This window comes from Glycomyces salinus (assembly GCF_016428645.1).
Lineage (GTDB): Bacteria > Actinomycetota > Actinomycetes > Mycobacteriales > Micromonosporaceae > Glycomyces > Glycomyces salinus.
Genome location: NZ_JAELXW010000041.1, coordinates 1 through 22,867, shown reverse-complemented (window position 1 = coordinate 22,867; position 22,867 = coordinate 1). Strand labels below are relative to the sequence as shown.

21 protein-coding genes, 1 tRNA gene and 1 riboswitch are annotated in these 22,867 nt (G+C 69.2%); of the genes, 11 read left to right on the top strand and 11 right to left on the bottom strand.

Annotated elements, in window-relative coordinates; all coding sequences use genetic code 11:
- From JFB92_RS13155 to JFB92_RS13140, 4 genes are all read right to left on the bottom strand, one after another.
- The coding region (locus JFB92_RS13155) for a PQQ-dependent sugar dehydrogenase (protein WP_199039222.1) at positions 1-2,627 on the bottom strand (2,627 nt) is incomplete at its 3' end.
- Complete coding sequence (locus tag JFB92_RS13150; RefSeq protein ID WP_307789144.1) at positions 2,617-4,065, bottom strand: glycosyltransferase family 2 protein; 1,449 nt, start codon at positions 4,063-4,065, stop codon at positions 2,617-2,619. The genes JFB92_RS13150 and JFB92_RS13155, both read right to left, overlap by 11 nt.
- A 1-nt stretch (position 4,066) precedes the next feature.
- Positions 4,067-6,337: a glycosyltransferase gene (locus JFB92_RS13145; RefSeq protein WP_199039220.1), complete on the bottom strand. Its 2,271-nt coding sequence runs from the start codon at positions 6,335-6,337 to the stop codon at positions 4,067-4,069.
- Positions 6,338-6,353: 16 nt separating this feature from the next.
- Positions 6,354-6,860 carry a GtrA family protein gene (locus tag JFB92_RS13140; RefSeq protein ID WP_199039218.1) on the bottom strand — a complete coding sequence of 169 codons (507 nt, stop codon included), beginning with the start codon at positions 6,858-6,860 and terminating at the stop codon, positions 6,354-6,356.
- Between the two features lie 867 nt (positions 6,861-7,727).
- On the opposite strand from JFB92_RS13140, the gene rpsE reads away from it, so the two are divergent.
- The 8 genes from rpsE (at position 7,728) to JFB92_RS13100 (ending at position 13,138) form a co-directional block, all read left to right on the top strand.
- Complete coding sequence (rpsE, locus tag JFB92_RS13135; protein WP_372451635.1) at positions 7,728-8,351, top strand: 30S ribosomal protein S5; 624 nt, start codon at positions 7,728-7,730, stop codon at positions 8,349-8,351.
- A gap of 15 nt (positions 8,352-8,366) precedes the next feature.
- A complete protein-coding gene (gene rpmD, locus JFB92_RS13130; RefSeq protein ID WP_199039216.1) occupies positions 8,367-8,549 on the top strand; it encodes a 50S ribosomal protein L30 in 183 nt (60 codons plus the stop codon).
- Positions 8,550-8,551: 2 nt separating this feature from the next.
- Positions 8,552-9,022 (top strand): 50S ribosomal protein L15, encoded by a 471-nt coding sequence (gene rplO / locus JFB92_RS13125; protein ID WP_199039214.1) that lies wholly within the window; start codon positions 8,552-8,554, stop codon positions 9,020-9,022.
- Between the two features lie 258 nt (positions 9,023-9,280).
- Positions 9,281-10,618: a preprotein translocase subunit SecY gene (secY, locus tag JFB92_RS13120; RefSeq protein ID WP_199039212.1), complete on the top strand. Its 1,338-nt coding sequence runs from the start codon at positions 9,281-9,283 to the stop codon at positions 10,616-10,618.
- A gap of 33 nt (positions 10,619-10,651) precedes the next feature.
- Complete coding sequence (locus JFB92_RS13115; RefSeq protein ID WP_199039211.1) at positions 10,652-11,290, top strand: adenylate kinase; 639 nt, start codon at positions 10,652-10,654, stop codon at positions 11,288-11,290.
- Positions 11,291-11,294: 4 nt separating this feature from the next.
- A complete protein-coding gene (gene map, locus JFB92_RS13110; protein WP_307789143.1) occupies positions 11,295-12,149 on the top strand; it encodes a type I methionyl aminopeptidase in 855 nt (284 codons plus the stop codon).
- 7 nt (positions 12,150-12,156) lie between these two features.
- Entirely contained in the window at positions 12,157-12,624 is a 468-nt protein-coding gene (locus JFB92_RS13105) for a DUF1707 SHOCT-like domain-containing protein (RefSeq protein ID WP_199039210.1), read from the top strand.
- A 31-nt stretch (positions 12,625-12,655) separates the two neighbouring features.
- On the top strand, positions 12,656-13,138 hold the full coding sequence (locus tag JFB92_RS13100) for a DUF1707 SHOCT-like domain-containing protein (RefSeq protein ID WP_199039209.1): 483 nt from the start codon (positions 12,656-12,658) through the stop codon (positions 13,136-13,138).
- 135 nt (positions 13,139-13,273) lie between these two features.
- Here JFB92_RS13100 and JFB92_RS13095 read toward each other — a convergent pair.
- Both JFB92_RS13095 and orn read right to left on the bottom strand, forming a co-directional pair.
- A tRNA-His gene (locus JFB92_RS13095) sits at positions 13,274-13,349 on the bottom strand.
- 113 nt (positions 13,350-13,462) lie between these two features.
- Entirely contained in the window at positions 13,463-14,074 is a 612-nt protein-coding gene (gene orn / locus JFB92_RS13090; RefSeq protein WP_199039208.1) for an oligoribonuclease, read from the bottom strand.
- 625 nt (positions 14,075-14,699) lie between these two features.
- Between orn and JFB92_RS13085 the strand changes: the two genes are divergently transcribed.
- Entirely contained in the window at positions 14,700-15,656 is a 957-nt protein-coding gene (locus JFB92_RS13085) for a sigma-70 family RNA polymerase sigma factor (RefSeq protein WP_199039207.1), read from the top strand.
- 91 nt (positions 15,657-15,747) lie between these two features.
- Here JFB92_RS13085 and JFB92_RS13080 read toward each other — a convergent pair whose 3' ends face one another.
- The 3 genes from JFB92_RS13080 to JFB92_RS13070 all read right to left on the bottom strand — a co-directional run bounded on the left by JFB92_RS13080 (position 15,748) and on the right by JFB92_RS13070 (position 18,565).
- On the bottom strand, positions 15,748-16,665 hold the full coding sequence (locus tag JFB92_RS13080) for a C40 family peptidase (protein WP_199039206.1): 918 nt from the start codon (positions 16,663-16,665) through the stop codon (positions 15,748-15,750).
- Positions 16,666-16,738: 73 nt separating this feature from the next.
- Positions 16,739-16,897: riboswitch (cyclic di-AMP (ydaO/yuaA leader) on the bottom strand.
- A gap of 202 nt (positions 16,898-17,099) precedes the next feature.
- Positions 17,100-17,906 (bottom strand): spermidine synthase, encoded by an 807-nt coding sequence (locus JFB92_RS13075; protein ID WP_199039204.1) that lies wholly within the window; start codon positions 17,904-17,906, stop codon positions 17,100-17,102.
- Positions 17,903-18,565: a MerR family transcriptional regulator gene (locus JFB92_RS13070; RefSeq protein WP_199039202.1), complete on the bottom strand. Its 663-nt coding sequence runs from the start codon at positions 18,563-18,565 to the stop codon at positions 17,903-17,905. The genes JFB92_RS13075 and JFB92_RS13070 overlap by 4 nt, the downstream gene beginning before the upstream one ends.
- A 47-nt stretch (positions 18,566-18,612) precedes the next feature.
- On the opposite strand from JFB92_RS13070, the gene JFB92_RS13065 reads away from it, so the two are divergent.
- Positions 18,613-20,154 (top strand): heparinase II/III domain-containing protein, encoded by a 1,542-nt coding sequence (locus JFB92_RS13065; RefSeq protein WP_199039200.1) that lies wholly within the window; start codon positions 18,613-18,615, stop codon positions 20,152-20,154.
- On the opposite strand, the gene JFB92_RS13060 is transcribed toward JFB92_RS13065, so the two are convergent.
- Together JFB92_RS13060 and JFB92_RS13055 are read right to left on the bottom strand one after the other, a co-directional pair.
- A complete protein-coding gene (locus JFB92_RS13060; RefSeq protein ID WP_233163126.1) occupies positions 20,101-21,825 on the bottom strand; it encodes a SulP family inorganic anion transporter in 1,725 nt (574 codons plus the stop codon). The two genes, JFB92_RS13065 and JFB92_RS13060, sit on opposite strands and share 54 nt — an antisense overlap.
- Before the next feature lie 219 nt (positions 21,826-22,044).
- A complete protein-coding gene (locus JFB92_RS13055) occupies positions 22,045-22,221 on the bottom strand; it encodes a hypothetical protein (protein WP_199039196.1) in 177 nt (58 codons plus the stop codon).
- A 161-nt stretch (positions 22,222-22,382) separates the two neighbouring features.
- Here JFB92_RS13055 and JFB92_RS13050 point away from each other — a divergent pair.
- Positions 22,383-22,867: hypothetical protein (locus tag JFB92_RS13050; protein ID WP_199039194.1), on the top strand; the 485-nt coding region annotated here is incomplete at its 3' end.

Below are 22,867 nucleotides of genomic sequence, written 5' to 3'. Positions count from 1 at the left end.
AGCTCCTGGTGGCAGTAGTGGAACTGGTCGGCATCGCCCCACACGTCGTCACCGGCTCCGGTGACCTCGACCGAGCCGTCCGGGTCGAACACCGCGTCGCCGGCCGACTGCGGGTCGCCCACGTCCTGGCAGGTCCAGTCAGAGGCCGGGGCCCCGGCGTCGACGGTGACCGAGTCGAACTCGGCCGTGGAGAACACGGTGTTGTCGTGTGAGGTCGCGAACAGTCCGATCGTGGCCTGCCCGCTCATCGCGACCGTCGTCGAGCCGATCTCGGTCCATTCGACGCCGTCGGCCGACAACTCGGCGGTGAACACGTCGCCGACCCTGGTCAGCCGCAGCCACGCCTCGCCGGGGGTGTACTCGTGCCCGCCGAAGTCCTCGGTGAAGTCGGCCTGGAAGTGCGCCCCGTTCTGCGGGGTCACGGCGATCGCCGCGTACGTCGCCCCCTCGGCGGTCGACTCCTTGACCATCACCCCGGCCTTCGCCCACGGGTTCGTGTCCTCCTGCGAGATCAGCCGCGCGGTGATCCGGCCGTCGCCGTGGAGCGGCTGATGCACGTAGTGGAACTCGTCGGTGGTGTCCCAGATGTCCCAGCCGGCGCCGGTCACCGAGAACACGCCGTCGTCGTAGCTGCTCAAACCGAGCTGGGTGCGCCCGCCGACGTCGGTCGACTCCCACGGCTCGGGAGGATGCGGCAGCTCGGTGAAGGCGGCGGTCACCGTCGTGTCCGTCTCCGGCGCGGTGAACACGTGGTTCCGCTCCGCCCCGGTCGACCACGAGTCGAACTGGTACCGCAGGCCCTCGACATACTGCGGCGAAGGCGCGTCGAGCACGTACTCGGTGCCGACCACCATCGTCTTCGTCGTCGAGCCGGCGTACGGGCGGCCGTCCAGGGTGAACGACGCCGTCGGCGGGTCCGCCGCCACCGTCACGTCCACCAGGTTCGGGAATACCTCCACATAGGTCGTGTCGGTCAGGCCGCCGCTGTCGGTCACCGTCAGGCTGATCCGGTACCACGTCGTCTCCGCGCCGTGCGGCGCCGTCGGGATGGTGATCTCACCGCCCGAGAGCCCCTCCTCGGGCCCGTAGAACGGATGCACGTGGTCGCCGTGGTGGAACTGGACCGTCCACGTCATCGAGGCCGCGCCGAGCGGGCCGTCCTCGGGGTCGGCGCCCTCGCCGTCGAAGGCGATCGTGTCGCCGCCGCTGTAGTCCGTCCCGTCGGTCGGCGAGGTGATCACGGCGGTCGGTCTGGTGTTGCCGACCTGGATCTCGACCTGGTCCTGCCCGGTCTTGTCGCCGTCGGAGACGGTGAGGGTCGCGGTGTAGACGCCGTCGGCGGCGTAGGTGTGGACCGGGTCGGCCTCCGTCGAGGCGGCCCCGTCCCCGAAGTCCCACTCGTAGGTCAGCGCGTCGCCGTCCGGATCGGCCGTCCCCTCCGAGGAGAAGGCCACCTCCAGCGGTCCGTAGCCGCTGTCCGGGGTGGCCGAGGCCGCGGCCACCGGGGCGCGGTTCCCGCCCGAGGGCGCGATCCGGTACAACTCCCCGGGGTAGATGTTCAACTGGTACAGCGCCCCGTCAGGGCCGAACTCGAGCTGCACCGGCGTTCCCGCGCCGAGGTCGAAGTCGTGCTCGCTGACCACACCGGTGTAGTCGGCGTCCATCTTCAGGTACTTGACCCAGCCGAGCGTGTAGTCGCCGACGAAGACCGCGCCCTCGTACTCGGGGCCCAGCAGGCCGCCCTCGTTGATCGCCACCGCCGAGATCGAGCCTGCGTTGGCCGGCGGTGCGGTGTGGGGATAGGACCACACCGGCTGCGCGTACGGGCAGCCGGCGCACTCGCCCTCCACATGCGGCCAGCCGTAGTTGGCGCCGCGCTCGATGAGGTTCAGCTCCTCGAACTCGGAGCCGCCGACGTCGCCGGCCAGGATCTTCCCGGCGTTCGGTCCGCTCGGCACGATGTCCCAGCGGAAGGAGTTGCGCAGGCCCATGGCCCACACCGAAGGCTCGGCGCCGGGCGTGTCCACGTACGGGTTGTCCGGCGGAATGGACCCGTCGGCGGCGACGCGGTGCATCTTCCCGTGGACGCTCCCGAGGTTCTGCGAGGTCGTGTTGTCGGTGTTCATCCCCAGGGCCCAGTACAGGTACCCGTCCGGGCCGAACCTGACGCTGCCGGAGTGGTGGAAGACGTTGGCGTCCTGCTGCGACTGGATGAGCACCAGCTCGCTGGCGGGGTCGATCTCGTGGTCGGCCACGGTGAACCGGCTGAGCCGGTCGAGGTTGTCGGCGGCGGTGTAGCCGACGTAGAGGTATCCGTTGACCGCGAAGTCGGGGTCCAGTTCGAGGCCGAGGACGCCGCGCTCGTCGCTGCCGGCGGTGGGCAGCTCGATCAGCGGGTGCGGGTGGAGGACCCCGTCCTCGACCAGTTGGATCGCGCCGTTCTTCTCGGCGACGATGATCGAGCCGTCCGGGGCGAAGCGGAACGCGGTCGGCTCGGCCAGGCCGCCGACGACGAGGGACTTCTCGAGCTCCTCGGGCGGGGCCGCCGCCGACGGCGACGGCACGGCGATCAGCAGCGCCGCCAGCAGCACGGCGACGGCGGTCCGGCGGAACAGGTCACGCGACATGCGCTACTCCCTTCTCGCGCTCGGCGGCCGGTTCGCTCTCGGTGTCGAGGCCGTGCTCGGTGAGCTCCCAGAAGTAGCGTTTGCTGGGGCGCAGGAGCTGGAGCAGCGCCTTGTAGGCGGCCAGGCTCATCAGCGCCCAGTAGAGCGGGACGGTGAGCATCGCGCGGACGGCCGCGTACAGGCCGCGCTTGAGGCAGCCGAGCATGAGCGCGTAGCACATCAGGGCGTTGCCGGCGATCATGGCGATCACGCCGCCGTAGAGGATGAACGAGGGGAACAGCGGTTCCAGCGGCTCGGGGCCGAACGTGAAGTAGAACAGCGTCATCGCCCACATGATCGGGTTGACCAGTGTGGTCACCGTCGAGAAGCCGAGTGTCAGGTGTACCGCGGCGGCCTTCTTGGTGCCCAGTTCCCGCCACAACTGCATCGGGTGCCTCGAGTGGACCAGCCAGGTCTGCATGTACCCCTTGATCCATCTCGAGCGCTGGCGGATCCAGTTGCCGAGGCGGCTGTTGGCCTCCTCTTCGGTGACCGAGACGATCATGCGGACGTCCCAGCCGCGCCGGGCGATGCGGATGCCCAGGTCGGCGTCCTCGGTGACGTTGAACGCGTCCCAGCCGCCCAGGTCGCGGAGCGCGTCGACCCGGAAGTGGTTCGAGGTGCCGCCCAGCGGGATCGCGAGGCGGTGGCGGTCCATGCCGTGCAGGGTCAGGCTGAAGTTGGTCGCGTACTCGGCCGAGAAGCAGCGGGTGAGCCAGTTCGTCCACGGGTTCCAGTACTGGAGTTCGGCCTGGACGCACACGACCCGCCGCGGCAGCAGGCGGAATGCCAGGGCGGCCTTGCGGAGCTGGTCGACGTCGGGCCGGTCCTCGGCGTCGTAGATGACGCACAGCTCGCCCTTGGCTCGGGCCAGGCCGACGTTGCAGGCCTTGGGCTTGGTCTTGGGCTGGGTGTCGGGAGCGGTGACCAGGCGGAAGGACCCGCTCAGCTCGCAGGCTTCGATGGCGGCGCGGGTCTCGTCGTCGTCGGGCTCGATCAGCAGCAGGATCTCGAGCTTGTGGGCCGGGTAGTCCATGGCAGAGAGCCGCTTGATCAGGCCGGGGACGACGGCGGCCTCGCGGTAGAGCGGCACCAGGATCGTGTAGACCGGCAGTTCGTGGTCGGGCAGGCCGGCCAGGTCCGCTTCGTCGAAACGCAAGGCGCTGGAGGAGCCGGATCCGAGCACCATCGCGATCTTGAAGCTGATGACGGCGAGGTAGAGCACGATGAGCGCGGCCATCCCGGCCTGGGCCCACCACAGCGGGGAGGGCCCGAATCCGAAGGCCAGGTGCAGACCTATCGCGGCGGCAACCGCCGCGGCGGATCCGGCGGCCAGGAGGACCTGGCCGGGGCTGAGGAGCCGCCGAGCGCTGAGCCCGGCGGTCGTCGTCTGGGACACTTCATTCTCCGTTCTCGGCGTCGGCGCGGTAGATGAGCCGGTCGCCTTCGTCGTAGACGAGGTCGTAGTGGTCGTCGAGGGCGTCGGTGCCCCACAGGGCCTCCCAGACGTCGTCCTCGCTTCCCGGGGTGGCCCTCATGTAGATCCACTCGACCCCGGCGGTCTCGGGATCGGCGAGGGCCTCTTCCCACACCTGGTAGGAGCCCTCGTAGAGCAGAGAGCCGGTGGGGATCTGCGATTCGAAGGTGACCGACTCGTTCTCGAAGGACATCATCAGCGTCAGTTCGCCGTCGTGGTGCTCGCGCAGCCAGGCCGCGGCCGCATCGTTGTCGGTCTCCCAACCCGATTCGTGGTACTCGACCGCCTCGTCGAGGGTGACCGCGCCGCCGACGGCGACCGCGGATCCGGCCACGGCCACCGCGGCGGTGGCGCCGCCGACGGCCCGGTACCTCAGGTCTCGATCGGCGGCGGCCTTGGCCAGCAGGCCGATCAGGTATCCGGCGAAGACGGCCGCGGGCAGCAGCATGATCAGTCCGAAGCGGACGTTGTAAAGCGCGCCCATGACCTCCTTGACGTGGAGGGGCCGCTGGCCGGTGTAGAGGGCGAACACGAAGAACGGGGCGAAGCCCAGCATCAGGTAGGGCGTGATCCAGCGGTAGTCGAGTCGGTGGCGGACGAGGTAGACGACCAGGCCGGCCGCGCCCAGCACCAGCACCGCCGGGCCCAGGTTGTGGAGTACGGCCAGCCCGTAGGTCTGGGCGGCGGTGTCGAGCGATCCGACGTTCGCCTCACCTTCGGAGACCCACAGGGAGGAGTCGGCGTATTCGCCCGAGCGCCAGTTCATCGGATCGCCGAAGATGACGAGGTTCCACGCCATCCAGGCGAGGATCCCCGAGCAGGCCACGAACGAGAAGATGAGCGTCGAGCCCTCGGTGTGGGAGTAGCGCCGGTGGCGCAGCAGCGCGGTGAGCGCGACGACGCCGACCGCCGCCGCGCACAGGATCCAGCCCTCGTAGCGGGTGAGGCTGGCGGCCAGGACCGCGGCGGAGGCGCAGGCCAGGTGCCGCAGCCGGTCCTCGACGCACCACTGGTGCAGGTAGTGGACGGCGGCGGCGCAGCAGGCGAAGAGCAGCAGCTCGGTCATGGCGGTGGCCTGCAGGTAGAGGATGTTCGCGTTGAGCGCGAAGATCCCGGCCGCGGCCAGTCCGCCCGCCGTGCTCCCGGTGAGCGCCTTGACGTGGAGGTACAGGAATCTGGTGGCGACCACGTAGGCGGCCATCGAGACGACGGCCCCGGCCAGGCCGTTGAAGTAGAGCGGCTGCCAGACCGACAGCGGGGCCGACAGCAGGTGCGGCAGCGGCAGCCACACGCCGCCGAGCTGTGCCAGGCCCGAGGTGGGGCTGTCGACGATGCGTCTGGCGATGAGCAGGTGCGAGTTGGCGTCCTTGTAGGCCAGCAGCATGCCCTGGTCGGCGAAGTACAGGTAGGCGAGCACGGAGGCGGCGAGTGCGCCGAGGGTGACCAGTGCGGCCGCCCGGTCGGCCGGGGCGAGGCGGCGGCGCAGCCAGACCAGGCGGCGGGCGTCGCGGACCATGTTCCAGTAGACGGTGGCGAGACTGAGCAGCGACCGCGCGACCACGGACAGGCGGGCGCCGGTCTGCTCGCCGTGCGGGCGCGGATAGTGGCCCACGGGGTGCTCGACGATGCGGGCACCGTCGCCCGAAATGCGGCACAGCAGCTCGGGGGAGATGGCGGCGGCCTGGCCGGTGAGGCGCAGGTCGGTCAGGAGCGAGCGGTCGATGAGCTTGAAGGCGCAGTCGACGTCGCGGCCGGGCACGTGCAGCAGGGCCTTGCACAGCACGGTCCAGACGCGGGCGTTGAGGCGCCTTCGCCACGGGTCGGCGCGCCGCTTGCGGTAGCCGATGACCGCGTCGGCCCTTTCGCGGCGCTTGACCTCGCGCATCTCGACCAGGTCCTCGGCCCGGAACTGGCGGTCGGCGTCGGTCAGGAGTATCTCGGTGAATCCGGTTCGGCGCAGCGCGGCCTCTATGCCGGTGCGGACCGCGGCCCCGTAGCCGCGGTTGCGGTCGTGGCGGACGGCGACCACCCGTTCCCCGAAAGCGGCCGTGAGGCGGTCGAGGACTGCACCGGTGCCGTCGTCGGAGCCGTCGTCGACGACCACGACCGCGTGCGGGATGCCCGCCCGCACGAGCGTGCCGAGGAAGTCGGTGACGGTATCGGCGAGATTGGCCTCCTCACGGAAGGCCGGCATGACGACGGCTATGCCGTCAGTCAGCGCCGGTGCCGCTGGCGGCGCCGGCGCGTGCGGGTTCGGGGCGATGAGCGTCAAGGTCTTCTCCCTGTGTCTGTCGGATGGGTTCCGTACGGTTTCGGCGGTTGCGGAAGATCAGGTGGTTTCCGGTGATGAAGGTGAGGGCGGCGCCGGTCAGGACGCCGACGGCGGCCGCGGCCACGGGATCGAGGACCCGCACCGCGAGTGCGAAGACGCCGGTGTTGAAGCACAGGCCCAGGCCGGCGGTGGCCTGGAACGCCGCCCATCTGGCCGCGATCGCGCGGCGCGCGCTGAGCGGGACGCGGCGGTCGAACCAGGTGAAATAGGAGCTGAGCAGGAAGTTCAGTTGTGCCGAGGCCGCGAATCCGACGGCGTTGGCGAGGGTGGCCGGGACGCCGGCCCGTTCGAGAACGGTGAGGATCACCGCTTGCAGGCCGAAACAGGTCGCCCCCACTGCGGCGAAACGGGCGAGACGCAGGCATAGTTGCCATTGCCGACGCATTGAATACTGCCTCCCGAAGGCACGTTGGACTAACGCGATGACCCAATGGCGGTCATCGCGGCACGACGGAATTGATCAAGGCGCGGCGATGCGCGCCGATACGAATTCGGACTGGTGCGGGTGTCGAGGGGAGGCGTCGGTCGCCTCGCTGATTGCATTGATAACTGTGTTTTCAATGGAGACCGGCGGCGGTTCTCACCGCGGTCTCGAGTCCCCGGCGAGCGGGGGCGATGGGGTGTGTTTCTGGGTGTAGTGCCAAGGTAGCCCATGAACGGTGATCATGTGAGTCCCGAAGGCTTTCGTGCGGGTTACATTCGGCTACCAGTGATTTTGTTTTGTCGCTTATGTAATGCGCGGGCTCGTGGTCCACTGTGATTTTCAGGATGAAATGGACAGTTGGAATTGTGATCTAGAGGGAGTCTGTCGGATATTCGACCGCGGCGCGGTCTCACCCGAGTGAGTGACGACCGGTCGCCGGGGCGTATGGACCGCGTGGGGCGCGCGGGTCTTGTCGGACATTCTGGAGAACGATCTTCCGAGGAGGAGAGTTACGGCCGATGTGAAGAATTTATTTGTTATGGCGGCGCGTCTTTCGAGAGAATTCAAAAGCCGAGAGTAGAGGGAATCGCGCCCAATGCGGCGATTCGGGACCCGAGTCGTTCGGGCGCCCGAGCCGGTGAGAAGTCCGCAGTGTCTGTGTCGGCTGCCTCACCTCGACCCCGGTGGTGGGCGCACCCTGCGCGAACAGGCATAATCGAGAGGTTGCGCCCAGGCGCGACACCACCCGGTCCGCGGCAGTGCCCGGCCGGGAAATCGAAGCGAGTCGGCCCACCGGGCCGGCGTTGAGCAGTGAAAGGAATCAGTCTCGTGGCTGATCAACAGCAACAGGGCGGCAGAGACGGCGGCGACCGCCGCGGTCGCGGCCGCGGCCGCGACGGTCGCGGAGGCCGCGACCGCGCCGAGAAGTCGCCGCACATCGAGCGCGTCGTCACCATCAACCGCGTCGCCAAGGTCGTCAAGGGCGGCCGCCGCTTCGCTTTCACGGCGCTGGTCGTCGTGGGCGACGGCGAGGGCAAGGTCGGCGTCGGCTACGGCAAGGCCAAGGAAGTGCCCGCCGCGATCGCCAAGGGCGTCGAAGAGGCCAAGAAGAGCTTCTTCGAGGTGCCGCGCATCGGCGGGACCATCCCGCACGAGGTCCTCGGCGAGGACGCCGCCGGAGTCGTGCTCCTCAAGCCCGCCTCCGCCGGTACCGGTGTGATCGCGGGCGGCCCGGTCCGCGCCGTGCTCGAGTGCGCCGGCGTCCACGACGTCCTGTCCAAGTCCCTCGGCTCCTCGAACGCGATCAACATCGTCCACGCGACGGTGGCCGCGCTCAGGCAGCTCGAGAGCCCGGAGGCCGTCGCGCTCCGCCGCGGCATGCACCTGGAGGACATCGCTCCCCAGGGCCTGCTGCGCGCCCGCGCCGAGGCCGCCCAGGCCGCTCAGGGTTAGGGGGACTCGGACAACATGGCACGTTTGAAGATCACCCAGGTCCGGTCCGTCATCGGCACCAAGCCGAAGCACCGGGAGACCATGCGGACCCTCGGTCTGCGCAAGATCCGCCAGACGGTCGTCAAGGAGGACCGCCCGGAGTTCCGCGGCATGGTCCGCAGCGTCCGGCACCTGGTCGAAGTCGAGGAGGTCGAGTAGGCATGGCGATTCGCGTTCACGACCTTCAGCCGGCTCCCGGAGCCAAGAAGGCCAAGACCCGCGTCGGTCGCGGCGAGGGCTCCAAAGGCAAGACCGCCGGCCGCGGCACCAAGGGCACCAAGGCCCGCAAGACCGTCAAGCCCGGTTTCGAGGGCGGGCAGATGCCGCTGCAGCGGCGCCTGCCGATGCTCAAGGGCTTCAAGCCCTACAACAAGACCGTCTACCAGGTGGTCAACCTCGACCGCCTGGTCGAGCTGTTCCCCGAGGGCGGCGAGATCGGTCCCGAGCAGCTGATCGAGGTCGGCGTCCTCAACCCGAGGGAACTGATCAAGGTCCTCGGCTCCGGCGAGGTCGAAAGCGTCAAGTTCGACCTGAAGGCGCACGCCTTCTCGGCCTCGGCCACCGCCAAGGTCGCCGCCGCCGGCGGCTCGGCGACCGTGATCGACAAGAAGACCGGCGAGCCGCTCTCCTGATAGAGAGCTCGCAGTCGAACACCTGATCCGCGAGGCGGGCCGGAGGGAACTCCGGCCCGTTTCGTCATGGCTAATGCCGAATTCCCTCCCCTGAGCCTGGCCTGCTAGGCTGCCCTAGCGAGGACCACCGTCTACCTCGGCGTGTGCGGACTCACCCGTTGGACCTAATAAACACGCCCACTTGCGATCACGGCGGCCGGCGCAGCCAGCGTCCCGCCGCGAGGCCCCGTCCAAGGGGCTTGTTCAGGAGGAACTGCTTTGCTCTCCGCCTTCATCAGCGCGTTTCGGACCCCCGATCTGCGCAAGAAGATCCTGTTCACCTTGATGATCATCGCGCTGTATCGTCTCGGTGCGCAGACCCCGAGCCCGGGAATCGACTATTCCGCGGTGCAGGACTGCCTGAACGCGCAGCCCGACGACGAGAGCGGCGTGTTCGGACTGCTCAACCTGTTCACCGGTGGAGCGCTCCTCCAGCTCTCGGTGTTCGCCCTCGGCGTGATGCCGTACATCACCGCCTCGATCATCATGCAACTGCTGACGGTGGTCATCCCGCGGCTGGAGCAGTTGCGCAAGGAAGGCCAGCCGGGCCAGGTCAAGATCACCCAGTACACCCGGTACCTCACGCTCGGCCTGGCGCTGCTCCAGGCCTCCGGCTATATCGCCTTGGCGCGGTCGGGCATCCTGTTCCAGACCGAGTGCCCGAGCCCGATCCTGCCGGACCTGTCGAACGGGGAGGTCGGCGCGCCGTACTGGCTGTCGGTGGTCACGGTCGTGGCCGTCATGGTCGCCGGGACCGCCATCATCATGTGGTTCGGCGAGCAGATCACCGAGCGCGGCGTCGGCAACGGCATGAGCCTGCTGATCTTCGCCTCGATCGCCGCCCAGATGCCCGGCCAGTTCTGGGCCCTGCGCGAGTCCGAGGGCTGGTTCATGTTCGCCTCGATCCTCGCGGTCGGCATCGCCATCATGGTCGCCGTAATCTTCATCGAGCAGTCGCAGCGGCGCATCCCGGTCCAGTACGCCAAGAAGATGGTCGGACGCCGCATGTACGGCGGGACCTCGACCTACATCCCCCTCAAGGTCAACCAGGCCGGCATCATCCCGGTCATCTTCGGCTCCTCGCTGCTGTACATCCCGACGCTGTTCCTGCAGCTCAACCAGGACTCCGACTCGGCCATGCGCGACTTCGTGGAGAGCTACCTGCTCGACCAGGGCTCGTGGGTGTACATCCTGACGTACACCGCCCTGATCATCTTCTTCACCTACTTCTACGTCTCGATCACCTTCAAGGTCGACGACGTCGCCGAGAACATGAAGAAGGCCGGCGGGTTCATCCCCGGCGTCCGGCCCGGCAACCCCACCGCCACGTATCTTTCGCGAGTCCTGTCACGCCTGACGTTCCCCGGTGCCCTCTACCTCGCCACGATCGCTATCCTTCCGAACCTGGCCATCATCGCGTTCGGTAACGCGCAGCTCTTCGCTCAGTTCCCGTTCGGCGGCACCTCGGTGCTGATCATGGTCGGTGTCGGCCTGGAGTCGGTCAAGCAGATCGAGTCCCAGCTGATGCAGCGGCACTACGAGGGCTTCCTGCGCTAGCGCGCGGCGGCCCCGGCGACAGGAGGAGCACACTTGCGACTGGTATTGGTAGGCCCGCCCGGAGCCGGCAAGGGCACTCAGGCGGAGATCATCGCCGACGAGCTCGGCGTCCCCAAGATCTCCACCGGCGACATCTTCCGCGCGAACGTCTCCGGTGGCACCGAATTGGGCCTGGAGGCCAAGCGGTACATGGACGCCGGCGACCTCGTACCCGACGACGTGACCAACCGGATGGTGGCCGACCGGCTGTCGCAGGACGACGCCGAGGGCGGCTTCCTGCTCGACGGCTACCCGCGGAACACCGACCAGGCCGTGGTCCTGGACGGGTTCCTCTCCAGGCAGGGCCACACCCTCGACCTGGCGCTGGAGCTGACCGTCGACGACGACGAGGTGGTGCGCCGCCTCTCGGGCCGCCGGGTCTCGAAGTCGACCGGCAAGGTCTACCACCTCGAGTTCGACCCGCCGGCCGACCCCGATTCGGACGACCTCTACCAGCGCTCCGACGACCAGCCGGAGACCATCAAGAACCGGCTGAAGGTCTACGCCGAGCAGACCGAGCCGATCATCGGATACTACGAGCGGCACGGGAAACTGGTCCGCATCGACGCCATCGGCGAGGTCGCGGAGGTCACCCAGCGGGCCATGTCCGCGATCCGCGCCGCCGCCGAGTAGCCCGGTGTTCCGCCGTCGCCGCTGGGCCATCCAGCTCAAGACCCCCGACCAGATCGTCAAGATGCGGGCCGCGGGCCTGGTCGTCGCCGAGGTCCACCGGACCGTGCGCGAGGCCGCCGCTCCCGGAGTGTCGACGGCGGAACTCGACCGGATCGCCGAGGACGTCATCCGGGGCGCCGGTGCCGTGCCGTCCTTCAAAGGCTACGACATCGGCAGCGGCCCCTACCCGGCCTCGATCTGCTCCTCGCTGAACGACCAGGTCGTCCACGCGATCCCCTCCAAGGAGGCGGTCCTCGCCGAGGGCGACCTGCTCTCGGTCGACGTCGGGGCCGTCCTCGACGGCTGGCACGGCGACGCCGCCATCACCATCGAGGTCGGCGAGGTGCGCCCGGAGCTGACTGCGCTGCGCGAGGCCTGCGAGGCATCGATGTGGGCCGGTATCCGCGCGGCGGCCACCGTCCGGCGCCTCGGCGGGATCTCGAACGCGATCGAGCGGTCGGTGGAGTCCTCGGGCGAGTACGGGATCGTGACCGGCTTCGGCGGGCACGGCATCGGCACCGAGATGCACCAGGACCCGCACGTGCTCAACTACGGCGACCCGAACACCGGCCCGAAGCTGCGCACCGGCATGTGCCTGGCCATCGAGCCGATGATCACCCTCGGCGACCCCGACACGGCCGAGCTCGACGACGGCTGGACGATCGTGACCGACGACGGCTCGATCGCGGCGCACACCGAGCACTCGATCGCGATCTGCGAGGACGGGGTGTGGGTGCTGACCGCCCCGGACGGCGGAGTAGGGATGCTCGGGGAGCTGACCGCGAGCGCGGCTCGCGCGGAATTACTCGCGGTGTCATAATGACGTCGTGAGTGATGACAGAGGCCGACTGCGGATTTCCAACGACGATCGCGATCAAGCGATCGCGAACCTTCAACGAGCACTGGACGAAGGCCGCATCGAACTGGGCGAGTTCGACGAGCGCAGCAAGAACGTCTACGCGGCGAAGACCAACGCCGAACTGGACGTCATCTTCGACGATCTGCCGTTGGACCGGGCCGCGGACCGTTCGGTCAACACCATCGACCTGACCCCCGAGGAGCGCGCCGAGCGCGAGGAGGCGACCCAGGAACGCGTCCACGGCAGGCACGGCATGCCGGGGCAGTTGCACGGCCTGATCTGGGTCGCCGTGCCCACGATCACCATCTGGCTGATCTCGTCGATCGCCTCGGGCGAGGTCCAGTACTTCTGGCCCGCCTGGCCTGTGGGTATCATGACCGCGATCTTCCTCGCCTCTTGGCTGACCGGTGACCGCGGCCGGGACGACAGCTGCTGAAACCCCGGAAACCCTCAAAGGAGCCCGCCCCATGTCCTCTCTCGAGCGGTTCGGTGACCGCAACACGCGCATCGGCGACGCCGAGCGTTCGGCCCTCTCGGAGCTCCTTCGGGCCTCGGTCGACCGCGGCTACATCGATCTGGAGGAGTACGAGAAGCGCGTCGCGACCCTCATGGACGCCAAGACGGTCGGCGACGCCGAGGAGGTCATGCTCGACCTCCCGACGTACCAGGCGGTCCTGGACGAGGGCGAGCCGGAGCGCAGTCCGGCTCCGGAATGGCTCAAGTGGGTCTGGTTCGGCGTGTCGATCCCCATCGGCATCAACGTGGGCGTGTGGGCGTTCGTGTTGGCGCTGACCGGCGGCAACACGCAGTACTTCTGGCCGATCTGGGTGGTCATGCCGCTCCTGGTCGTGGCCGGAGCGCTGACCGTGGCCGAACGCAGGATCATCCGCCCCAAAATGGACGCGAAGGCCCGGGAGCGCCGCCGCCGCAACCGCCGCCGTCCCCTCTGACGGGACAGGCAAGGGAGGAGCCGATCCCGCACCGGCCCCTCCCCGCTTCCTTGAGAGTCCGAGACTAACCGCGGCCTGCGACAAAACCGCGCGGGCAAGCGAGAAGCCCCGCGGTTCTCCGCGGGGCTTCTGCTCTGGGGTGACCGACGGGGCTTGAACCCGCGACCTCCTGGACCACAACCAGGTGCTCTACCAGCTGAGCTACGACCACCATTGTCGGTTCGACGGGGAATCCCCTGTAACCGTCGACAATCATAGCCAGGGATCGGACTAATCCGTCAACCGGGTTAGGTGGTCGGCGTCTCAGTATCGGATCGGGGCGGTTCAGGTCTCCGGGATCCGGCCGAGATCGGCGGCCGCCTGCCTGGCTTCGTCGGTCGAGGGGCCCGGGGGCTGGACGAAGAGCGTCCTGCGGTAGTACTCCAGCTCCTGGATGCTCTCGTTGATGTCCGCCAGCGCGCGGTGGGCCAGGCCCTTCGGGGGCTGGTTGTAGTAGACCCGCGGGTACCAGCGCCTGGCCAGCTCCTTGATCGAGGAGACGTCGATCATCCGGTAGTGCAGGTGGTCGTCGAGGCGGGGCATGTACTTGGTGATGAACGTCCGGTCGGTGGCGATGGAGTTCCCGCACAGCGGGGCCGTCCGCGCCTCCGGCACGTGCTGCTTGACGTACTCCAGCACCCGGTCCTCGGCCTGGTCGAGGGTGATCTTCGAGGCGCGCACCTCGTCGGTCAGTCCGGATTTGGCGTGCATCTCGGTGACCACCGGGCCCATGTGGTCGAGTCGGGCCGGGTCGCAGCCGATGACGATGTCGATGCCGTCGTCGAGGGGGGCCAGATCGGGCTCGGTGACGAGTACGGCGATCTCTATGAGGGCTTCGGTCTCGGGGTCGAGGCCGGTCATTTCGCAGTCGACCCACACTAGTCGTTCTTCAGTCACCGTGCCACTCTACGCGGAACCGGGCCGTCGGGTGATCTTCGACGACTCGCCGCTCCGAGCGGGCACGTAGGGCAACCGCCGGGGAACGCCAGGTGACCGGCATCCGACCATGGGCCGTCGGGAAAGGTATTGCTCGTCACAGCTACGTTCCGCTATGGTGCAGGCATCAGAGAGTCGTCACTCCTGCGGTCGGTGTCGCAGTGATAAGCGCCGCATTGAGATGAACTCTCAACTTTTTCAAGGTAAGACGCGTGTACCCCTAGAGATAGAAGGTTTGCGATGAGGCAGGCCGGAGAAACCTATGGCTTGCAAGCTGCGCCAAGAAGGCATTACCGTGACCGAGGTCGATGGGCATCAGGCTCCGCTTGAGGGCCGGTGATCCCCGTCTCAAGGGCATCATGATCGGTTCGGACCCCCGTCTTGGGTACAGGAGCCGTGAACGAGGCCTTCAGTGAAGGCCAGGTCGCAGGGCCGGGGCGGCGCTCCGAAAGGACGCCGACGAGCATCGGTTTTGTAACCGTGGTGTATCGAACACCGGGGCACGGAATTCCACGCAACGAAGCGGTCGTTGTAACTACTGCCACCGTTCACACGGTGTCGGGGGACGAGGAAGCTGGAGGAGACCTTGAGCGTGGAGACTACGACTACACCCACCCTCACCACCGAAGAGGTCGCTGAGGAGCGAGATCTGGTAGGTGTTTACCTGCACGAGATCTCCAAGACGCCGCTGTTGGACGCCGCCGCCGAGGTCGACCTGGCCAAGGCGGTCGAGGCCGGACTGTTCGCGAAGCACCTGCTGGGAGAGGGCCAGGCCCTCGAAAGCGCCAGCGAGAAGGAGCTGAAGCGACTGGTCGAGGAAGGCGCCCGTGCCAAGGAGCAGTTCATCAAAGCGAACCTGCGCCTGGTCGTTTCGATCGCCCGCCGCTACGTCCGTTCCGGGATGCCGATGCTGGACTTGATCCAGGAAGGCAACACCGGGCTGGTCCGCGCCGTGGAGAAGTTCGACTACCAGCGCGGATTCAAGTTCTCGACGTACGCCACGTGGTGGATCCGCCAGGCCATCAGCCGCGCGATCGCCCAGCAGGAGCGCACCGTGCGCCTGCCGGTGCACCTGGTCGAGGATGTCAACCGGATGCGCAACGTGACCCGCCAGCTCACCCGTGAGCTCGGCGGCGACCCGGAGCCCGAGCAGGTCGCGAAGGCCCTCGGCGTCACCGTCGAGAGGGTCAACGAGCTCATCCGCTGGAGCCAGGACACGGTCTCGCTGGACACGCCGATCGGCGACGACGGCGACACCAATCTGGGGGACCTGGTGGCCGACTCCGACGAGCCGAGCCCGGAGGACGTCGTGCTCGCCGGCATGGAGCGGCAGCGCATCGAGATGATGCTCAACCACCTGGACGAGCGCTCGGCCGGGATCGTCAAGGCCCGTTACGGCCTCGAGGACGGCCGCGAGCACTCGCTGACCGAGGTCGCGCACCGGTTCCACCTGTCGCGCGAGCGCATCAGGCAGCTGGAGATCCAGGCGCTGGCCCGCCTCAAGGAGCTGGCCAACGACCAGGTCATGGCAGAGGCGGCTTGACTGCGCGAGAGACGTCGCTATTAGGGAGTGAAGCGTTGAGGGCCGGGGCGAAGCCCCGGCCCTCCTTTTCGTCTCGGCGGTACCGCCCCGATCAGACGCGGCGGTAGCCGTCGATGCCCATCATGTCGATGCCGGAGACCTTCACGACGTCACCGGTCGAGGGCGCGTGGATGACCTCGCCGCCGCCGATGTACATCGCCATGTGACCCAGCCCGTTGTAGAACACCAGGTCGCCGGGGCGCAGGTCGTCGCGGGAGATGGCGCTGGTCTCGTCCCACATCACGTAGGTCGAGTGGGTCAGCGAGATTCCGGAGACCGCGTAGGCGCCCTGGATCAGGCCCGAGCAGTCCCAGGTGTCGGGGCCGGCGGCGCCGAAGACGTACGGCTCGCCGAGCTGGTCGTGCACGAACTGGACCGCGGCCGTGGCCGCGTCGGAGCTGTAGGAGGGGGTCGAGGAGCCGCTGGAGGAGCCGGACGCGTCCGATCCGCTCTCGGCCTCAGCTTCGGCTTCGGCCTCCGCGGCCGCCTCGGCCTCGGCTTCCTCCGCCTCTTCGACCGCCTGCTCGGCCTCGTCGATCTGGTCGTCCAGGTCGGCGACGGCCTGCTCGGCCTCCTCGATCAGCCCTTCGAGGCGCTCGGCCAGCGCGAGGGCCTCCTGGGCCTGGCCGTACTGGTCGGACTGCTCGCGCGCGAAGTCGACCAGGGAGGTCATCTTCGAGCCGAGGTCGGGCTCGGCGGAGTCGACGGCGAACGTGACCTGGTCGAGCTGGACCTCGGCCGAGCCGTAGACGGCCGATGCCTCATCGACGACGGCCTGGGCCTCGGCCAGGCGGTCCTCGAGCCCGGTGAGCCGGTCGGCGGCCTCGTCCCGGTCGGCCTCGAGGTCTTCGAGGTGGTCCTCGATCTCGGCGGCCGACGCCTCGTCGTAGTCGATGTCCTCGGCTTCGGCGGGGGAGGCGATGAAGACGGTGGCCGCGCCGATCGCGGCCGCGGAGACGCCCGCGTACACGGCGGTGCGGCGGATGACGGTGCTTGTTCTGGAACGCTGTTCAGTTTCTGAGCACGCTCGAACCACAGGGTGGCCTTTCTTCCTCGGCCGCCTACCGGGTTAGCTGTCGGGTTCGGGCCGGAAGCGCGCCCTACCGGCGCGACGGATCGCGCCGGATTCACCCCGTGCGCCGCGATCGAAGGGTCGGCGCGAGTGGGTTCCCGGTCCGCGCTCGACGGGGCCTGGTCCGGAGGGTGAGGCTCCGCTCCGCGCGGTTCGGCGGTCCGGTCGGGAGGGACTCTGGGGGAGACCCTGACGTCCCGTCCGGAACAGGGGTCGACGCTAGTCTGGGGCGCGCGGTGTGCCAAGACTCCTGTGAAATGATCCACAATCCAGTAACGGACAGTGAGCGCATCCGGGCCGATAGACCCGCTATCCAGCGACTTCGCTCCGGCTCAGAAGCTGCGGAGCGAGGCGGGCGGGGGCGGGGAGGGGATCGCGGACTCGTCGGTGACCGGGACGGCCCCCGCGACGTACGCCGCCAGCTCCGTCCCGGTTACCACCCGGCACGGGAACGGCGCCCCGGCGCACTTCTTGCGGAGGGCCGCGATCGGCAGCTCGGCGTCGGCCGCGACCGCCACCACGTTCCCGAACCGGCGGCCCCGCAGGACCGCCGACTCGGCCAGGACCGCCACGTGCTCCCACACCTCGCCCATCGCCGCCAGCGCGGGCTTGAGGAAGCGCATCTGACCGCCGTCGCACAGGTTCACCGCGTAGTGCCCGCCCGGCCGCAGCACCCGGTGCGCCTGCCGCAGGAACTCGATGCTCGTCACGTGCGCCGGGACGCGGGCCTTGTCGTAGACGTCGGTGATGATCAGCTCGTAGCTCGCCTCCGGGGCGGCCTCCAGGGCCTCCCTGGCGTCGGCGCGGCGGATCTTGACCTTCACCCGCCGCGGCAGCGGCGCCCGAGCGCGCACCAGCTCCACCAGCTCGTCGTTGGTCTCCACCGCCTGCTGGTAGGAGCCCGGCCGCGTGGTCGCCACGTACCGCGCCATCGCCAGCGCCCCGGCCCCGAGGTGGAGCACCCGCAGGGGCCGCGCCGGCTCGGCCATCGCGTCGACCAGGTAGGAGATCCGCTGCATGTACTCGGCGTCCAGGTAGGTCGGATCGTCGAGGTCGATGCTCGCCTGGACCACCTCGTCGGCTATCAGGTGGAGCAACCTGGGGCGGTCGGAGTCGGCGTCGAAGCGGAGGGTGTTCACGGACCCATTGTGCCCGAAGGGCCCTTCCTCGCCTGGAGCCGAGCCGAGGCTGCGATGTGCGCGATGCGCCGCAGCGCGGCGAACACGGTTTCCCCCAGGATGGTCAGCACCACCGCCTGCTCGACGTCGACGCTGCCGTCCGCGGCGGCCTCGGCGACCGCCTCCATGTCGGCAGAGGCCAGCTGCGCGGCCGCGTCGGCGTAGTGGCTCAGGACCTCGTCCGGGTCGCGGTTGCCGAGCCGGTAGTACGCGGTCAGCGCCGTGACCAGCGCGTCCCTGTAGTTCGGCGGGGCGACCTCGGACCAGCCGTACTCGTTCAGCAGCCGGTCGACCGTCCGCCCTGCCGCCTCGCTCGTGCCCTCGCTGCCCAGGGAGAACTCCGGAGGGCGGTGGGTGGCGGCCAGCGCCGCGCCCAGCGCCTGGAACACCGAGTCGGGGTGGCGCGCCAGGACCGTGATGACCTCGCCGATCTGCGCCACCGACAGGCCCGCCGTCTCCGACAGGGCCCTGATCAGCACCAACCGGTGGACGTGCACCTGCCCGTACTCGACGGTCTTGCCCTCGCCGTGCTCTCCCGGCGGGAGGAGCTGCTCCCGCAGGTAGTACTTGATGGTGGCGGCCGGAACGCCGGTCCGCTCCGACAGCTCGCCGATACGCATATGACGGAGTCTATTCCGGAATACGCCCGGACGTTAACGTTAAGATCATGTCCGATCCTCGCACAGCACTCCTCACCGAACTCCGTGAACTGGCAACGCAATCACTGCCGCCGTTCGATCCGGCGCTGGCCGACGACTTCGCCGAGACCGGCAGGCGCATCCCCTTCGAGAACCAGTACTTCGCGCGCCGCCGTCTCCTTGCCTCCCGCGCGATCGTCGGCCAACCCGGGGACCTCGACGAACTGCTCGAGGCGATCTGCGACGAGCGCTCCTGGGCGCTGCCGGCCCACTGGACCGAAGGCGAGGACCCGCGCACCTGCGTCGACCTGTTCGCCTGCGAGACCGCCCAGGCCCTCGCCGAGATCCTCGCCCTGCGCGGCGACATCGGGCCGGCCGATCGGGTTCGCGCCGAGATCAACGCCCGCGTGATCGAACCGTTCTTCGAGTCGGAGGAGCCGTTCTGGTGGGAGGAGCGGATCTCCAATTGGACCGCCGTGTGCGCCGGGGCGGCGGGCATGGCCGCGCTGGCGCTCGGGGTCGACATCGACGCCGTCCGCGGCCGGGTCATCCCCGCCCTCCAGAGCTACGTGTTCTCCTTCGGGCCCGACGGAGGCTGCGTCGAAGGCGTCGACTACTGGGTCTACGGCTTCGGCTACTTCACCTACTTCGCCGAGGCATGGCGCGAGGCCACCGGCGAGGACCTGCTGGCCGGCACCGAGGCCATCGCCTCGTTCCCGGCCGCGGTCCAGCTCTACACCGACTCGTTCGCGTCCTTCGGCGACGCCCGGTCGGACGCGGTGCTCCCCACCGGACTGCTGTCGCGCCTGGCCGACCGGCTCGGCGTGCGGCTTCCCGCGCTCGAACACGAGATGACGTTCGCCGACGACTACTGCGCCCGCTGGGCCCACCTCACCAGGTCGCTCGAATGGGGACGGGAGATCTCGGGCGAGATCGAGCCGGGCCGCAGGCTGCTTCCCGACGTCGGCTGGTACGTCGAGCGCCGGAGCATCGGGCGGCGCATGTGGGCGCTGGCGGTCAAGGGCGGCTACAACGACGAGCCGCACAACCACCTCGACCTCGGCTCGTTCATCATCGCGGTCGACGGCGAGCAGCTGCTGTGCGACCCGGGCGCGGGGGAGTACACCGCCGCCTACTTCGCCGACGAGCGCTACGAGCAGACCCACCCGTCCTCGGCCTGGCACTCGGTGCCGACCGTCGAGGGCACGTCCCAGCAGGTCGGGGAGGACTCCCGCGCCGAACTGGTCGACACCGGCGACGGCGTGGACGCCTACATCGACGCCTACGGGGACGGGGCGCTGCTGCGCAAGTTCACCTGGGGCGAGGACGGCATCGGCCTTTGGGACGCCGGCCCCGAGATCGTGGAGTCCTTCGTCTCCCGCATCCGGCCCGAGATCGACGGCGACCGGGCCACCTGGACCGGAGAGCGGGGCACCGTGGTCCTCCACGGGATCGACCCCGCGACCGCGGAGGTCGAGCACGTCGACACCACCGGCCACACCGGCAAGCCCGACCGGCTATGGGCGCTCCGATCCGGATTCGTCGGCCGCCTCCGCTTCGAGCTGCTCTAGGACCCCGTCGGTCTTGAGCTTGCGCCGCGCGGCGGCGATCGCCTCGCTGGTGTGCTCGAACAGCCTGCCGCGCCGCCAGAGCGGTTCGAGCACCCCGAGCGCGGCCAGCGGCTTGGCGTGCACCGGCTCCAGGCCCGAGAGGTAGACGGCGATGCCGCGGTGCTCCAGGCGCTTGATCGCGTCGGCCAGGACCATCGCGCCCGAGGCGTCGATGGTGGAGACCCGGCTCATCCGCAGCACCACCACCCGCACGTCCGCGACCTCCAGCAGTTGCAGCAGGAACCGGTGGGCCGCGGCGAAGAACAGCGGCCCCTCCAGGCGGTAGGCCACGATGTGCTCGTGCAGCAGCGCGGTCTCCTCGTCGTGGTGGTCGTGCGGGTCTATGTCCTCGCGCTCGACGCTGGTGGCCCGCGAGATGCGCCGCAGCGCCAGGACCCCGGCCAGGGCGATGCCGACCACGACCGCCCAGACCAGGTTGAGCGCGACGGTCGCGGCCAGGGTCAGGGTCATGACCGCGGCGTCGGCCCTGGTCGAGCGGGCCAGCGCCACCATCGAGGAGACCTCGATCATGCGGATCGAGGTGGCGATGAGGACCCCGGCCAGGGCCGCGAGCGGGACGTGGGAGACCACGGGCGCGAGCGTGAGCATCATCAGCGCCAGGATCGCCGAGTGCGACAGGGAGGCCAGGCGGCCGGCGGCCCCGGCGCGCACGTTGACGGCCGTCCGGGCCAGCGCGCCGGAGGCGGGCATGCCGCCGAACGCGGGCGTGACCAGGTTCGCCACGCCCTGGCCGAGCAGTTCGCGGTCCGGATTGTGGTGCTGGTGGACGGTCATGTTGTCGGCGACCGTGGCCGACAGGAGCGATTCGAGGGCGCACAGGGTGCAGACCGCGAGCGCGGCCGCGGCCAGGCTCGGGACCTCGGCGGGGTCGAGGAAGTCCAGGCCGGGGGCGGGCAGGACCGACGGCAGAGCGCCGATGACGTCGATGTCGGCGCCGAAGTACCAGGTGACGAGCGTGGCGACCGCTACCGCCACCAGCGACAGCGGGATGACCGGCTTGAGCCTGGCGCCGAGCAGGATCGCGCAGCAGACTCCGGTCGAGACCGACAGCGCCACCCAGTCGGGGTCGGCCGCGAAGGCCGCGGCCGCGCCCCAGGCGCCCGAGAGGACCTGTGCGGCGCTCACGCCGAATCCGAGGGCGGGCGGGAGCTGCTGGAGCAGGATCACCACCGCGACCCCGGCGGTGAAGCCCTCGACGACCGGCACCGGCACGTAGCGGACGAACTGCCCGGCCCCGGTGACGGCCAGAGCGATCAGCCCGAGCCCGGCGAGGAACCCGACCACCAGCACTCCCGAGGCGCTGTGCGCGGCCACGACCGGCACCAGCACCACCGCCATCGGCCCGGTCGGCCCGGTCACCTGGAGGTTCGAGCCGCCCAGCACGGCGGCCACCGCTCCGGCCACGATCGCCGAGATCAGGCCCGCGGTGGCCCCCAGCCCCGAGGCCATGCCGAATCCGAGCGCGAGCGGCAGTGCCACGATCGCGACCGTCGCGCCCGCGAGCAGGTCGGTGTGCCAGTGGCGGCGCACTGGAGCGAGGTCGGCCCGCCCCGGCAGCAACTGTCTGAATCGTCGGGGTTTAGCACTGTAATTCTCACGCACCGCAGCCATGAGCGTATTGTTCCAATCTGGCCCGGCGGACGACGGTTCTGCCGCGCCGACCCGGGAACCTGAATTGCGCGTACGGAATTGGGGCGCCGAGTGCCGCTGCCGTAGGATCGCTCCCGTGCGCGAGCGAGGTCTGGAAGCGGCGATCCGCATCGGCGGCGCGGTCGTGGTGATCGCGGCGGCGCTGCTCGCCGCCGTCATCGAGGTCTTCCTCGTGCCGTTCTACATCGGTGCCACGGCCGTGCCCGTGGCCGGCGCCCTCGCCTTCGCCGGGAACTGGGCTCTGGCCGCCCTCGGCGTGTGGTGGACGCGGAGCCGGTGGGCGACCGCGCTGACGGCCGCCGCATGGTTCGCGGTGGTGCTGACCGCCTCGGTCCCGACCGACGCCGGATCGCTCATCATCACCTCCGGGCTGGGCGGCTATGCCCTGCTGCTGGCCGGGACCGCGGGAATCGGTGTGTCGCTGTGGCAGTATTTTCGACCGGTGAGGGCGACGAACACCCCCAACGCGGTGAAGCTCGCGAGCCGTGAATTAGTCCAGACGTTAAGGAGTCCCGACCGTGACCCTCTTCAAGCGCCTCCTGATCGCCCACTGGCCCTCGATCTACGGCTTCGCCGTGGCGCTGATCGCCGCCAACCTCGTCGGCCGCGTCCTCGCGGGCCAGCTGGACGACGGCACCGAGGCGACCGCCGAGATCGGCGAGCTGGTCGGCTCGGTCTCGTTCCTGGCGATGGCCGCGGTGGCGGCCGCTTCCGGGATCTGGTGGGGCGTGCGCCGCCGCCGCCAGGAGATCGTGCCCGAGCTGCTGTCGATCTTCGTGGTCGCCACGGTCTTCTCGGTCCTGATCAACCCGCTGATCGCCCGCATCGACTTCCCCTCGCTCGACGGGGCGTTCGCCCAGTTCGTGTACTTCTTCGTGCTCCAGGCCCTCTCGGCGTTCATCGGCTACCTGATCGTCATGGCCCTCGGCGTCGACCACTACGGCCGCGAACTCAAGGCCACCAGGATCGCCTTCGAGAAGAAGGCCAACCCGGCACGCGCCTT

Excerpts from the sequence above, each read along its gene's own strand:
- JFB92_RS13070 (WP_199039202.1), bottom strand. The coding sequence starts at position 18,565 with ATGCGTATCGGCGAGCTGTCGGAGCGGACCGGCGTTCCGGCCGCCACC.
- rplO (WP_199039214.1), top strand. The coding sequence starts at position 8,552 with ATGGCGATTCGCGTTCACGACCTTCAGCCGGCTCCCGGAGCCAAGAAG.
- JFB92_RS13060 (WP_233163126.1), bottom strand. The coding sequence starts at position 21,825 with ATGGCTGCGGTGCGTGAGAATTACAGTGCTAAACCCCGACGATTCAGA.
- JFB92_RS13055 (WP_199039196.1), bottom strand. The coding sequence starts at position 22,221 with ATGAGCGATCCGGCGTCGGTCGGGACCGAGGCGGTCAGCACCACCGCG.
- JFB92_RS13145 (WP_199039220.1), bottom strand. The coding sequence starts at position 6,337 with ATGCCGGCCTTCCGTGAGGAGGCCAATCTCGCCGATACCGTCACCGAC.
- JFB92_RS13100 (WP_199039209.1), top strand. The coding sequence starts at position 12,656 with ATGTCCTCTCTCGAGCGGTTCGGTGACCGCAACACGCGCATCGGCGAC.
- JFB92_RS13140 (WP_199039218.1), bottom strand. The coding sequence starts at position 6,860 with ATGCGTCGGCAATGGCAACTATGCCTGCGTCTCGCCCGTTTCGCCGCA.
- JFB92_RS13065 (WP_199039200.1), top strand. The coding sequence starts at position 18,613 with ATGTCCGATCCTCGCACAGCACTCCTCACCGAACTCCGTGAACTGGCA.
- rpmD (WP_199039216.1), top strand. The coding sequence starts at position 8,367 with ATGGCACGTTTGAAGATCACCCAGGTCCGGTCCGTCATCGGCACCAAG.